We start from the raw sequence: 14122 nt of genomic DNA on the forward strand, positions 1-14122 counted from the left end.
TTCCGTTCGCGGTCAGTCGACGAGGCCCCGGCGTGTCAGCAGCGGCTCGAGCTCGGCGCGCCGGCCGCGGAAATCGACGTACGCCTCGATGGGGTCCTTGGTGCCGCCGACGCCGAGCAGCCGCGAGCGGAAACGGTCGCCGTTCTCGCGAGTGAGGCCGCCGTTCGACTTGAACCACTCGACGGTGTCCGCGTCGAGCACCTCGCTCCAGATGTACGAGTAGTACTGCGCGTCGTACCCGCCCGAGAAGGTGTGCGCGAAGTACGAGCTCTGGTAACGCGGGGGAACGGGCGGGAAGTCGAGCCCGACCTCGGCGAGGGCCGCCGCCTCGAAGGCGGCGACGTCGGTGATGGCGTCCGCCTGCTCGGGGGTGAGCACGTGCCAGGCCTGGTCGAGCAGAGCGGCGCCCAGGTACTCGCTGGTCGCGAAGCCCTCGTTGAAGGTCTCAGAGGCGACGATGCGGTCGACGATGTCCTGGGGGATCGGCTCGCCGGTCTCGTAGTGCTTGGCGTAGTTCGCGAGCACCTCGGGCCACAGCATCCACATCTCGTTGACCTGCGAGGGGAACTCGACGAAGTCTCGGTGCACGCTGGTGCCCGAGAAGCGCGGGTAGACGGCGTGACCGAACAACCCGTGCAGCGCGTGCCCGAACTCGTGGAAGAGCGTGTGCACCTCGTCGAAGGTCAGCAGCGTGGGCTCACCCGCGGCGGGCTTCGGCACGTTGTGGTTGTTGACGACGATCGTGGTCGGCTCGCCGAGCAGTTCCGACTGGTCGACCAGGCTGTTCATCCAGGCACCGCCGCGCTTCGAGTCGCGTGTGTAGAGGTCGTAGAGGAAGAGGCCGAGCTGGGAACCGTCCTCATTGAACACCTCGAAAACGCGCACGTCGGGGTGATAGCCGACGAGGTCGGGCCGCTCGGCGAAGCTCAGGCCGTACAGCCTGCTCGCGGCGAAGAACACGCCGTCCTGCAGCACGCGCTCTGCCTCGAAGTACGGCCGCAGGGCGGCCGTGTCGACGTCGTATTCGGCGAGGCGCACCTTCTCGGTCCAGAAGTCCCAGTCGGCCGCCCCCACCGGTGCACCCGCGGTGCGCTCGAGCGCCTTGTGCTCGCGGCGTGCGTTCCGGGCGGCGGCCGGTGCGAGCTTCCCCAGCATGTCGGCGACGTTCGCGGCGGTGCCCGCCGTCTGGCCGGCGGTGACGTAGTCGGCATGGCTCGCGAAGCCGAGCAGCTGCGCCCGACGGGCGCGCAGGCGCACCAGCTCGAGGATGAGCGGGCGGTTGTCGTTGCTGCCGTCGCGCGCACCGCGCGAGCGCGAGGCCGACATGATGCGCTCGCGCACCTCGGGGCGCACGAGCGACGCCAGCCAGGGATGCCCCGTCGGCAGCACGAGCGTGACGAGATACTTCCCGTCGAGTCCGCGCTCCTTGGCGGCCTCCGCGGCGGCGGAGAGCTCGCCGTCGCCGAGCCCCTCGAGCTCGGCCGCGTCGTCGAAGACCACGGCGAGCTCGTTGGTGTCGGCGAGCAGCTGCTTCTCGAACTTCGCCTGAATTCCGGAGATCCGCTGGTTGAGCTCGGAGAGCGTCGCCTTGGCGTCGTCGTCGAGCCCCGCCCCGGCGAGCGTGAAATCGGTGAAATAGCGCTCGACGAGATAGCGCGCCTCGTCATCGAGGTCGGGGCGCTCCGCAAGTCCGTCGCGCACAGCGCGAATGCGCTCGTACAGCGCGGAGTTCAGCTGGATGGCGTCCTGGTGGGCCGCCAGCCGTGGCGCGAGCTCCTCGTCGAGCGCGTTCGTGACGTCGTTCGAGTCGGCAGAGGACTTGTTGAAGAAGACGAACGCGGCCCGGCGCAGCGTCTGCCCGGAGCGCTCGAGGGGCACGAGGGTGTTCTCGAACGTCGGCGCCTCGGGATTCCGTGCGATCGCATCGATCTCGGCGAGCTGCTCGGCGAACCCCGCATCGAACGCCGGCCGGTAGTGCTCGTCTCTGATCTGCGAGAACGGCGGCAGGCGGTAGTCGAGTGTGCTGGCGGTCAGAAGCGGGTTCGCGGCATCCGTCGTCATGTCGCCACTCTATCGGTGCGGCCGGCGGCCGCCCGTCAGCCCTGCTCGGCCTCGAAATCGTTCGAGGTGATGGTGGCGGTCTCACTGTCGGGGTTGTAACGGATGACGGTTCCGTCGTCGAGCTCGACGACGGGCTTCCGCTCAAGCCAGGTGAGGGTCCAGCGCCAGGTCGACGCGTCGACACTGTCGGCATCCAGCTCCTCTTCGACCGCCTTCACGGCCGCCCGAACCACGTCGGGAAGGGCTGCGGGCGCGGGTGCGCCGACGGGCCAGCGGGTTCCGAGCTGCATGATGCGGCGGGCCACGGTCAGGCCGGCTGGGGCGCGGTCTGGAGCTCGACGTAGGCCGAGCTCTCCGCGTTCCCGCCGGCCTCCGCGAGCGCACGCGGCAGCGTCTCGCCCTCGACCTGGCTCCAGCGGATCACGCCGGCGCCCTGCGCGGTCGCCGCGTCGCGCACGGCACGGAACAGCTCGTCGGCGACACCGTCGTCCTTCGCGTGGATCGCGTCGATGAACACGCCGGTCTCGCCGAGCAGCGGGCGCGGGAACGCGTGGAAGTGCACGAGCCCCGTGACCCCGCCGTCCTCGCCGAGAGCGATGAGCGACGTCTCGGGATGGTGCGGGTCGGAGAGCCAGGTCCACAGCTGCAGAGCCCGGCGTTCGGTCAACTCGACCCCGCGCTCGGACGCGTATTCCTCATACAGACTGAGCCAGGGGAAGAAGTCGCTGTCGCGAGCTTCTCGGATTGAAACGGTCATAGCACCCCTCCCGTGGTGACCATAGCGCGAATTGTCCTGGTCAGGACAGATCTCCGAGTTCGGCGTCGCGCACCGCGACGGACTCGCCCGGAGCGTATTCGACCGCTGCGATGCGCCCGACGGCCTTGAGGTCGTCTTCGGCGAGCCGCAGCGCCGCGAGCTGCTCGTCAGTGCCCGTCAGGGTCAGCGAGGTGATCGGGGTCTTCTGCGACACCTTGGCGTCGGTCTTCGTGCGGCGGATGCCGACCAGGGCCTGGCTCGCGACAGAGAGCACGGCAGGCCCTTCGCCGACGGCGGCCAGCTCTTCGCTTTCCGGCCACGCCGCGGTGTGCACCGAGCCGGAGTTGAACCAGCTCCAGGTCTCCTCCGTCGCATACGGGATCACGGGCGCGAGCAGGCGCAGAAGCACGCTGAGCGCGAGGCGCAGCGCGGCGACCGCGGATGCCTGGCCGGCGGCACCTGCGGCGCCGTGTGCGCGCTCTTTGACGAGCTCGAGGTAGTCGTCGCAGAACGTCCAGAAGAACGTCTCGGTGACCTCGAGCGCGCGGGCGTGGTCGTAGGACTCGAACGCCGCCGTCGCGTCCGCGACCACCTTCGCGAGCTCGCGCAGCATCGCCTTGTCGAGCTCGGCGGTGATCTCGGCGCCCTCTGTGGACTCGAAGCCCAGCACGAACTTCGCGGCGTTGAGCACCTTGATCGCGAGGCGGCGGCCGATCTTGAGCTGCGTCGGGTTGTTGATGTCGAACGCGGCGTCGGCGCCGAGGCGGCTCGACGCGGCCCAGTAGCGCGTGGCATCCGAGCCGTGCTGCTCGAGGATCGAGGCGGGCGTGACCACATTGCCCTTCGACTTCGACATCTTCTTGCGGTCGGGGTCGACGATGAAGCCCGAGATCGCCGCGTGGCGCCAGGGCAGCGAGTCGTGCTGCTGCACGGCGCGCAGCACGGTCGAGAACAGCCAGGTGCGGATGATGTCCTGGGCCTGCGGGCGCAGGTCGAAGGGGAACAGGGCCGCGAACAGCTCGGGGTCGCGCTCCCACCCGGCGGCGATCTGCGGGGTGAGCGACGACGTCATCCAGGTGTCCATGATGTCGAGCTCGCCGACGAAACCGCCGGCCTGGCCGCGCTGCGACTCGTCGAAGCCGGTCGGCGCGTCGGACGAGGGGTCGACGGGCAGCTGTGCAGGCTCGGGCAGGATCACCTGGTCGAACTGGGTCTCGCCGTTCTCGTCGACGCGGTACCAGACCGGGATCGGCACGCCGAAGAAGCGCTGGCGCGAGATCAGCCAGTCGCCCGCGAGACCGTTCACCCAGTTCTCGTAGCGCACGCGCATGAAGTCGGGGTTCCAGTCGAGCTCGCGGCCGGCCTCGATGAGGCGGGCGCGCAGCGCGTCGTCCTTGCCGCCGTTCTTCACATACCACTGGCGCGTCGAGACGATCTCGAGCGGGCGGTCGCCCTTCTCGTAGAACTTCACGGGGTGCTGGATCGGCTTCGGCTCGCCGATGAGCTCGCCCGAGGCGGTGAGCAGCTCGACCATGGTCTTCTTGGCGCTGAACACGGTGAGGCCGGCGAGCTGTGCGAACGCGTCACGGCCGGCCTCCGAGGTGATCGCCTCGGGCGCCTCGGCGACGATGCGACCGTCGAAGCCGATGATCGCGCGGGTCGGCAGCTGCAGCTCGCGCCACCAGGTGACGTCGGTCACATCGCCGAAGGTGCAGACCATCGCGATGCCCGTGCCCTTGTCGGCCTGCGCGAGGTGGTGCGCGAGCACCGGCACCTCGACGTCGAAGATGGGCGTGCGCACGGTCGTGCCGAACAACGGCCGGTAGCGCTCGTCGTCGGGGTGCGCCACGAGCGCGACGCACGCGGCCAGCAGCTCGGGCCGGGTGGTCTCGATGAAGACGTCGCCCTCTGCGCCGTGGAAGGCGAGGCGGTGATAGGCGCCCGGCTGGTCGCGGTCCTCGAGTTCCGCCTGCGCGACGGCGGAGCGGAAGGTCACGTCCCACAGCGTGGGCGCCCAGTCCTGGTAGGCCTCGCCGCGTTCCACGCCGTGCACGAACGCGAGCTGGGAAGCGCGAATGGACTCGGGGCCGATGGTGCGGTAGGTCTGGGCCCAGTCGACCGACAGCCCGAGCAGGCGGAACAGCTCCTCGAACTGCTTCTCGTCCTCTTCCGTGAGCCGCTCGCACAGCTCGATGAAGTTGCGGCGCGAGATCGGCACCTGATCGGCGGCGCGGCTCGACTTGTTGTCACCGCCCTCGTAGGGCGGCTGGAAGTCCGGCTTATAGGGCAGCGACGGGTCGCAGCGCACGCCGTAATAGTTCTGCACGCGGCGCTCGGTGGGCAGCCCGTTGTCGTCCCACCCGATCGGGTAGAAGACGGTCTTGCCGCGCATGCGGTGGTACCGCGCGACCACGTCGGTGTGCGTGTAGCTGAAGACGTGGCCGATGTGCAGCGAGCCCGACGCAGTGGGAGGCGGCGTGTCGATCGAGTAGATGCAGCTGCGATCGGATGCCTCGAGCGCGGCCTTCCTGTCGAAGGAGTACGTGCCGCTGCTGCGCCAGACCTCACCCCACTTGGCTTCGAGGCCTTCCAATGCCGGCTTGTCAGGGATCGCAGTCATGTCAGAGGGCCTCGTCTTCGCTATGTGCGGCACCGCGTCAGAGGGTGCCTGAGTGTGGGATGTCTGCACAGTCTATCGGTAGACTTGTTGGCATCGACATTGATCCGGCCATCACCGGGGAGTCTTCGGAAGAACGGCGCGAGCTCAGTAGAACCGAACGGGTCGGGCCCGTCACAGCCTCAGAAACGAGAGGGTGCGGCATCCAGGTGCCGCATCAATCGAGGTGGTACCGCGCGACGAGAGCCGCGTCCTCGGCTAGTGATTCAGATCCACTGAGGAGCCGCGTTGCCGTACCCCAAGTCCGATGAGCCGGAAGTCGTCCCGAGCCCGCGCTTTCCGGAGATCGAGCAGAAGGTGCTCGCCTTCTGGAAGAAGGACGACACCTTCCAGGCATCCGTCGACCAGCGCGAGGGCTGCGACGAGTGGGTGTTCTACGACGGCCCTCCGTTCGCGAACGGCCTGCCGCACTACGGGCACCTGCTGACGGGTTACGCGAAGGACCTGTTCCCGCGCTACCAGACGATGCGGGGCAAGCAGGTCAAGCGCGTCTTCGGGTGGGACACGCACGGCCTGCCCGCCGAGCTCGAGGCCGAACGGCAGCTCGGCATCAACGGCAAGGCAGACATCGAGAAGATGGGTCTCGCCGCCTTCAACCGCGCCGCGAAGGAATCCGTGCTGCGCTACACCGAGGAGTGGCAGGCCTACGTCACCCGCCAGGCGCGCTGGGTCGACTTCGAGGGCGGCTACAAGACCCTCGACCTGTCGTTCATGGAGAGCGTGCTGTGGGCCTTCAAGCAGCTCTACGACAAGGGCCTCGCCTATGAGGGCTACCGCGTGCTGCCCTACTGCTGGCGCGACGAGACGCCGCTGTCGAACCACGAGCTGCGCATGGACGACGACGTCTACAAGATGCGCCAGGACCAGACCGTCACGGTCACGTTCCCGCTGGTCGGCGAGAAGGCCGAGTCGCTGGGGCTCACCGCGGTGCGCGCGCTCGCGTGGACCACCACCCCCTGGACGCTGCCGACCAACCTCGCGCTCGTCGTCGGGCCCGACATCGAGTACGCCGTCGTGCCGGCCGGCCCGAACGGCGCCGCAGACACCCCGGAAGAGGCGGGGGAGTACCTGCTCGCCGTCGACCTCGTCGGCAACTACGCCAAGGACCTCGGCTACGACGACGCGGCCGCCGCGCTGGCATCCGTCACCCGCACGATCATGGGCGCGCAGCTCGCCGGCGTGCAATACGACCGGCTGTGGGATTTCTACGCGGATGCCGAGACGTGGGGCACCGAGAATGCATGGCGCATCCTCGTCGACGACTACGTGACGACGGCAGACGGCACCGGCATCGTGCACCAGGCGCCCGCCTACGGCGAGGACGACCAGCGCGTCTGTGAGGCGAACGGCATCCCCGTGATCGTCTCGGTGGACGACGGCGGGAAGTTCCTCGCGAACATCGCCCCCGTCGCCGGCCTGCAGGTCTTCGACGCGAACAAGCCGCTCACGCAGCTGCTGCGCAGCGAGCACCGCCTGCTGCGGCAGGCGAGCTACGAGCACTCGTACCCGCACTGCTGGCGCTGCCGGAACCCGCTGATCTACAAGGCGGTCTCGAGCTGGTTCGTGCGCGTGACCGAGTTCAAGGACCGCATGCTCGAGCTGAACCAGCAGATCGCCTGGGTGCCCGAGAACGTCAAGGACGGGCAGTTCGGGAAGTGGCTCGAGGGCGCGCGCGACTGGTCGATCAGCCGCAACCGCTTCTGGGGCTCGCCGATCCCGGTGTGGAAGAGCGACGACGCGAACCACCCGCGCATCGACGTCTACGGCTCGCTCGACGAGCTCGAGCGCGACTTCGGCACTCTGCCGAGGAACGCCGAGGGGCAGGTCGACCTGCACCGCCCGTTCATCGACGAGCTGACCCGACCGAACCCCGACGACCCGACCGGGCGCGCGACCATGCGCCGCATCAGCGACGTGTTCGACGTCTGGTTCGACTCGGGGTCGATGCCGTTCGCGCAGGTGCACTATCCGTTCGAGAACCGCGAGTGGTTCGACACCCACAACCCGGCCGACTACATCGTCGAGTACATCGGCCAGACCCGCGGCTGGTTCTACGTGCAGCACGTGCTCGCGACGGCGATCTTCGACCGGCCGGCCTTCCGCTCGGCGCTCAGCCACGGCATCGTGCTCGGCTCGGACGGGCAGAAGATGTCGAAGAGCCTGCGCAACTACCCGGATGTCTCCGAGGTGTTCGACCGCGACGGCTCCGACGCGATGCGCTGGTTCCTGATGTCGTCGTCGGTGATCCGCGGCGGCAACCTGATCGTGACGGAAGAGGGCATCCGCTCGGGTGTGCGCGAGCTGCTGCTGCCGCTGTGGAGCTCGTACTACTTCTTCACGATCTACGCGAACGCCTGCGGGTACGAGGCGACGCGGCGCACGGACTCGACGAACGAGCTCGACCGCTACATCCTCGCCAAGCTGCGGGAGACGGTCGAGTCGGTCACAGAGCACCTCGACGACCTCGACAGCCCGTTCGCCGCCGCCGCCCTGCGCGACTTCGCCGACGTGCTGACGAACTGGTACGTGCGCCGCTCGCGCGACCGCTTCTGGGTCGGGGTCACGGAAGACGGCGAGAACGCCGACGCCTTCGACACGCTGTTCACGGTTCTCGAGACGCTCTGCCGCCTCGCCTCGCCGCTGCTGCCGCTCGTCACCGAGCACATCTGGCAGGGGCTCACCGGCGGGCGCAGCGTGCACCTCGAGGACTGGCCCGATGCTGCCGAGCTGCCCGCCGACCACGAGCTGGTCGCCGCGATGGACGCCGTGCGTCAGATCGCCTCGACGGGCCTGTCGCTGCGCAAGGCGAACGGCCTGCGCGTGCGCCTGCCGCTCGCACAGCTCACGGTCGTCGTGCCGGATGCCTCGCGGCTTTCGGCCTTCGACGGAATCCTGCGCGACGAGCTGAACGTGAAGGCGGTGGCGTTCGTGGCAGAGACCGAGACGAGTGCGGACGACTACGGCATCACCCGCCGGCTGTCGGTGAACGCCCGCGCGGCGGGACCGCGCCTCGGAAAGCAGGTGCAGGACGCCATCAAGGCGGCGCGCGGCGGCGATTGGAGCGAGAGCGACGGCGTCGTGACCGCAGGCGGGATCGCGCTCGAGCCGGGGGAGTACGAGCTCGTGCTCGAGGTGGCGCAGAAGGGCGACGGCTCAGAGGCGCTCGCGCTGCTGCCCGGCGGAGGCTTCGTCCTGCTCGACACCCACGTGACGCCCGAGCTTGCAGCCGAGGGCGCCGCCCGCGACCTCATCCGCAACGTGCAGGACGCGCGCAAGGCCGCGGGGCTCGACGTCAGCGACCGCATCCGGCTGCAGCTCACGCTCGACGAGGCATCCGCAGCCGCCGCACGCACCCACGCCGAGCTCATCGCGGCCGAGACACTGGCCGTCGACTTCGACGTGGCGGTCGGCGAGCCGTCGATCGACGTGCAGAAGGTGGAGGTGTCGGCATGACCCTTCGACAGGCTCAGGGCGGCGACGACTCGTACCGCGCAGCGGCCGACGCCGCCTACGAGGAACTGCTCGAGCGCGTCGGCGAGGCGAAGCCCGAGCGCCGCCTCGACGCGACCAGACGCGCCGTCGAGGTGCTCGGCGACCCCCAGAAGGCATACCCGATCATCCACATCACGGGCACGAACGGGAAGACGTCGACGAGCCGCATCGCCGAGAGCATCCTGCGCGCCTACGGTCTGCGCACCGGTCTGCTCACCAGCCCGCACCTCGAGCGCTTCAACGAGCGCATCCTGATCGACGGCGAGCCGATCACCGACGAGGCGCTCGCCCGGAACTGGGAAGAGATCAAGCCCTACCTCGACCTGGTCGACCGGGAGCTCGAGGCGGCGGGCCGACCGCGACTGACGTTCTTCGAGGCGGTGACGGCGCTCGGCTTCGCCTGCTTCGCCGACGCCCCCGTCGACGTCGCGGTGATCGAGGTCGGCATGGGCGGCGAGTGGGATTCCACGAACGTCGGCGACGGCACGGTGGCGGTGTTCACCCCCATCGCGCTCGACCATATGGCCCAGCTCGGCGGCACCATCGCTGAGATCGCACGAACGAAGGCCGGCATCATCAAGGACGGCGCCACGGTCGTGACGGCTCGGCAGACGCCTGAGGCGATGCGCGAGCTGCAGGCGGCGGCCGCCCGGCACGGGGCATCCGTGATCGCGCAGCCGGCCGAATTCGACGTCACCGCGACGTCCGTCGCCGTCGGCGGCCAGCTGATCGACGTGCGCGGCACGGCGGGCGCCTACGACGGGCTCACGCTGCCGCTCTACGGCGACCATCAGGCGCAGAACGCCGCGGTCGCGATCGCCGCGGTCGAGGCGTTCATCGGCGGCGGCGCGCACAAGCTGACGCACGAGCTCGTGGAAGAGGGCATTGCAGGCGCGACGTCCCCCGGGCGCCTGCAGCTGATCGGCACCGAGCCGACCGTGATCGTGGATGCCGCGCACAACCCGGCCGGAGCGGCGACGCTGCGCGCCGCGCTCGAGCGCTTCTTCGACTTCGACGAGATCGCGTTCGTGCTCGGCGTGCTCAAGGACAAGGACGCGCACGGCATCGTCGACGAGCTGTCGCCGGCGGCCGCGACGATGATCGTGACGCAATCCCACTCCGACCGTGCGCGATCGAGCGAGGATCTCGCCGAGGACGTCTACGAGTGGACGCACGAGCGCGTCGACGAGGTCGAGGATCTCGGCGAGGCGATCGAGGCGGCGCGCGCGTGGGCTCTCGAGGGCCCGAAGCGGGCCGTCGTGGTGACAGGTTCGATCACCCTCGTCGGCGAGGCCATGGCTCTCGCGACCGAGCGAGGGTGGAAGGCGCCCCGCGCGGAGGACGGCGAGTGAGGAACCGCAGCGTCCGCGAGTCCGTCGGCTCGATCGTGCTCGGCTTCGAGCTGATCGTGCTGTTCCTCGGCGGCCTCGTCGCGTGGGGCCTGCACGTCGCGCCGTCAGCGGTCGTGATCACCGGCGGCGTCGTCCTGATCGCCCTCGCCATCGTGGCCATCCTGACCCTGCGGTACCGCGTCGGCACCTGGATCGGCTTCGCCGTGCAGGTGCTCGCCATCCTCGCCGGCATCTGGGTGCACATGATGTTCATCGTCGGCGCCCTGTTCCTCGCCATCTGGATCTACGCCATGTACTCGGCCGATAAGGTCGAGCGGCAGAAGCACAACGAAACGGAGAACCCGCAGTGACCACCCCTGTCGAAGAGACCCTCGTCCTCGTCAAGCCCGACGGCGTCGCCCGCAACCTGACCGGCGAGATCCTGCGCCGCATCGAGGCGAAGGGGTACCAGCTCGTCGACATCCGCCTGGTCGAGGCCGACCTCGAGCTGCTCTCGCAGCACTATGCCGAGCACCAGGGCAAGCCGTTCTACGAGCCGCTGATCGAATTCATGCAGTCGGGTCCGATCGTCGCGATCCGCGTCGCGGGCGAGCGCGTCATCGAGGGGTTCCGCTCACTCGCGGGCACGACCGACCCGACGACGGCCGCGCCCGGCACCATTCGCGGCGACCTCGGCCGCGACTGGGGCCTCAAGGTGCAGCAGAACCTCGTGCACGGCTCCGACTCGCCCGAGTCCGCCGCGCGCGAGCTGGCCCTCTGGTTCGGTTAGCCGAGCGCTCAGCCGAACAGCTGGCTGATCAGGTCGAGGCGCAGCTGCGCCTCGAGCGCGATCACGACGTAGAGCACAAGAGACAGCAGCGGCACCCAGCTCACGAGCGCCGTGCCCGTGCCGATGAGCGCCTTCCCATAGCGGCCGACCGCCATGTTGTGCAGCGTGACCGCGAGCCACATCGGAATGACGACGGCGTAGACCAGCGCGCACCACGGGCAGAGCGTGCCGATGAAGAAGATGCTCTCGGTCGAGAGCCACGCGATGAAGCCGATCGCGAACCAGTGCCCCAGGTTGAACAGCAGCCAGAACCAGTTCGGGAACTCCACACGGCCGAGCAGCGCGACCCCCACGATGATCGGCGCGGTGAACATCATCAGCCCGAGCATCGGGTTCGGGAATCCGAAGACGCTGCCCTGCCACGACCCGATGTTCTTCCCGCACTGGATCGACGCCGAGATCGAGCAGCCGAGGTTCGTGTTCGGGTCGGTGAGCAGGGCCAGGTCGTCCTTCATGAGCGAGAACGAGGCGAGGAGCCCGAGCGCGCCGCCGACGATCAGCAGCAGGGCGAGCGCAAGATGGCGCGGGCGGTCTTCGGTCTCTGGTGCGGTGTCTGACACAGGGCCGAGTATCGCATGCCGGGTTAGGCATGAACCGGGCCGGAAGACACGCCGTGCGATAATGGGGTGCAGGCCGTCCCGCCAGGCGGACGATGGCCGCAGAAGACAAGGTTTTCGTGTTCCCACAGCGAACACGGGCAGGCGGGCGATCTGGCCCGCCGAGTGAAGGTTTGCGGCAGCTGCAGAAGCTGCCCCAGGAGAGTTCCCGTAGCGACCGGGGCGCAGGCTTCGGCCGCTCGGTACGAGGAGTGCACCAGAGATGGTGGAAAAAGATGAATACACGCAGGACAGCGCGACCGAAGGCGCAGGCAAGCGTCGTGGCCGCTTCTTCGGAGGGCGTCGCCGCAAGGCCGAAGAGACGGATGCCCCGGCCGTGACCTCCGAGTCGCCGGCCCAGCCCGACGTTCCGGTCGCGACCGAGCAGGGTGTCCCCGAGCCGGCGCCGATCGACCAGGAGGCCGTCGCCGCCGATCAGGACCACCCCCTGGCGCCGGCGCTGCCGCAGCCGCTGACGACCCCGATCCCCGTGGTCGGCTCGCAGCAGGCAGCGCCTCTCGCGGGCCCGGTCTCGACGACGACGCTGCTGTTCCAGGCGCCGCCCGTGATCGCCCTGCCCGACATCGACGACGAGGACGAGATCGCGACCGAGTCCGACGGGGGAGCGCCGGGCAGCCGGCGACGTCGCCGGCGAGGGGGCTCCGGCGGAGCATCCGACGACCAGCCGCGCGAACGCGAGAAGCCCGCCAAGCGCGAGCCGGAACTCATCACCGAGCCGCAGAAGGTGAAGGGGTCCACGCGCCTCGAGGCCAAGAAGCAGCGCCGCCGTGACGGCCGCGACGCGGGCCGCCGCCGGGCGGTGATCACCGAGGCCGAGTTCCTGGCGCGCCGCGAGGCCGTCGAGCGCACGATGGTGGTGCGGTCGAAGGCGGGGCGCATTCAGATCGGTGTCCTCGAGGACAAGGTGCTCGTCGAGCACTACGTCGCCAAGAGCCAGGAGGCGTCGCTCATCGGCAACGTCTACCTCGGCAAGGTGCAGAACGTGCTGCCCAGCATGGAGGCCGCGTTCGTCGACATCGGCCGCGGCCGCAACGCCGTGCTGTACTCGGGCGAGGTCGACTGGGAGGCGGCACAGGCCGAGTCCGGTGAGAAGAATCAGCCCCGTCGCATCGAGCTCGCGCTCAAGCCCGGCGACAAGGTGCTCGTGCAGGTCACGAAGGACCCGGTCGGACACAAGGGTGCTCGGCTCACCAGCCAGGTCTCGCTTCCCGGCCGGTACCTGGTCTACGTGCCGAACGGGTCGATGAACGGCATCAGCCGCAAGCTGCCCGACACCGAGCGCGCCCGCCTCAAGAAGATCCTCAAAGAGGTTCTGCCCGACAACGTGGGCGTCATCGTGCGCACCGCTGCGGAGGGTGCGACCGACGAGCAGCTCACCCTCGACGTGAACCGGCTGACCGCGCAGTGGGCCGAGATCCGCGAGGCGGTCGAGAAGGTGCAGGCGCCGGCGCTGCTGCACAGCGAGCCCGATCTGCTCATCAAGATCGTCCGCGACGTGTTCAACGAGGACTTCCAGAAGATGATCATCCAGGGCGATGACGCCCGCGAGACCATCGAGCGCTACCTCGGCCACGTCGCCCCCGATCTGCTCGAACGCGTCGAGGCGTACAGCGGCGATAAGGACGACGCGTTCGACGAGTTCCGCATCTCCGAGCAGATCGAGAAGGCGCTCGACCGGAAGGTCTGGCTGCCCTCGGGCGGTTCGCTCATCATCGACCGCACCGAGGCCATGACCGTGATCGACGTGAACACCGGCAAGTTCGTCGGCTCGGGCGGCAACCTCGAAGAGACCGTCACGAAGAACAACCTCGAGGCGGCGGAAGAGATCGTGCGCCAGCTGCGGCTGCGCGACATCGGCGGCATCGTCGTCGTCGACTTCATCGACATGGTGCTCGAATCGAACCGCGACCTCGTGCTTCGGCGCCTCGTCGAGTGCCTGAGCCGCGACCGCACGAAGCACCAGGTGGCCGAAGTCACCTCGCTCGGCCTCGTGCAGATGACGCGCAAGAAGCTCGGTCTCGGCCTGCTCGAGACCTTCAGCGAGCCCTGCGAGGTGTGTGCAGGCCGCGGTGTCATCGTGCACCACGACCCCGTCGTGAAGCACCGCTCTCAGCAGCCCGAGCGCGGCAGCGAGCGCCGTCGAGGCGGCCGCGGCGAGCGAGGCGGCAACGGCAACGGCGGTGGCGCCTCGAACGGCGGCAATGGCAACGGGAACGGCGCGCACACCCACGAGGGCACGCACCAGCTGACGGAGGAGGCACGCAGCAGCCTTGCCCGCATCGCGGCCTCGACGCTCGGCCACCCGGTCACCTCTCCCGTGCAGGTCATCGACGTCGA

General features: G+C 69.0%; 10 protein-coding genes. 5 read left to right on the plus strand and 5 right to left on the minus strand.

The genetic code is table 11. The annotated features are described in order from the left end of the window. Window positions 1–12: 12 nt before the first annotated feature. The 4 genes from ACM2XV_RS01330 to valS are packed head-to-tail and all read right to left on the minus strand — an operon-like array spanning window position 13 to window position 5438. Window positions 13–2061, minus strand: a complete 2049-nt coding sequence (locus tag ACM2XV_RS01330) for a M3 family metallopeptidase (RefSeq protein ID WP_487025730.1) — start codon at window positions 2059–2061, stop codon at window positions 13–15. Window positions 2062–2096: 35 nt separating this feature from the next. Continuing rightward, complete coding sequence (locus ACM2XV_RS01335) at window positions 2097–2366, minus strand: hypothetical protein (RefSeq protein ID WP_487025731.1); 270 nt, start codon at window positions 2364–2366, stop codon at window positions 2097–2099. Between the two features lie 2 nt (window positions 2367–2368). Further along, a complete protein-coding gene (locus ACM2XV_RS01340) occupies window positions 2369–2818 on the minus strand; it encodes a GNAT family N-acetyltransferase (RefSeq protein WP_487025732.1) in 450 nt (149 codons plus the stop codon). Window positions 2819–2858: 40 nt separating this feature from the next. Continuing rightward, the gene (gene valS, locus ACM2XV_RS01345) at window positions 2859–5438 is read right to left on the minus strand and encodes a valine--tRNA ligase (RefSeq protein WP_487025733.1); all 2580 of its coding nucleotides are present in this window, start codon (window positions 5436–5438) and stop codon (window positions 2859–2861) included. Window positions 5439–5723: 285 nt separating this feature from the next. Between valS and ileS the strand changes: the two genes are divergently transcribed. From ileS to ndk, 4 genes are read left to right on the plus strand one after another with little or no spacing between them, the layout of a single operon-like run. Continuing rightward, a complete protein-coding gene (gene ileS / locus ACM2XV_RS01350; protein ID WP_487025734.1) occupies window positions 5724–8948 on the plus strand; it encodes an isoleucine--tRNA ligase in 3225 nt (1074 codons plus the stop codon). Continuing rightward, window positions 8945–10339, plus strand: coding sequence for a bifunctional folylpolyglutamate synthase/dihydrofolate synthase (locus ACM2XV_RS01355; RefSeq protein ID WP_487025735.1), 1395 nt, complete (start codon window positions 8945–8947; stop codon window positions 10337–10339). The genes ileS and ACM2XV_RS01355 overlap by 4 nt, the downstream gene beginning before the upstream one ends. Beyond that, window positions 10336–10689: a DUF4233 domain-containing protein gene (locus ACM2XV_RS01360; RefSeq protein ID WP_487025736.1), complete on the plus strand. Its 354-nt coding sequence runs from the start codon at window positions 10336–10338 to the stop codon at window positions 10687–10689. The genes ACM2XV_RS01355 and ACM2XV_RS01360 overlap by 4 nt, the downstream gene beginning before the upstream one ends. Further along, entirely contained in the window at window positions 10686–11108 is a 423-nt protein-coding gene (ndk, locus tag ACM2XV_RS01365) for a nucleoside-diphosphate kinase (protein ID WP_344777359.1), read from the plus strand. Before ACM2XV_RS01360 ends, ndk begins: the two co-directional genes overlap by 4 nt. 8 nt (window positions 11109–11116) lie before the next feature. On the opposite strand, the gene ACM2XV_RS01370 is transcribed toward ndk, so the two are convergent. Continuing rightward, the gene (locus ACM2XV_RS01370; protein ID WP_487025737.1) at window positions 11117–11728 is read right to left on the minus strand and encodes a vitamin K epoxide reductase family protein; all 612 of its coding nucleotides are present in this window, start codon (window positions 11726–11728) and stop codon (window positions 11117–11119) included. Between the two features lie 259 nt (window positions 11729–11987). On the opposite strand from ACM2XV_RS01370, the gene ACM2XV_RS01375 reads away from it, so the two are divergent. Beyond that, window positions 11988–14122: Rne/Rng family ribonuclease (locus tag ACM2XV_RS01375; protein ID WP_487025738.1), on the plus strand; the 2135-nt coding region annotated here is incomplete at its 3' end.

The organism is Gryllotalpicola sp. CP2-P1, from assembly GCF_057512245.1.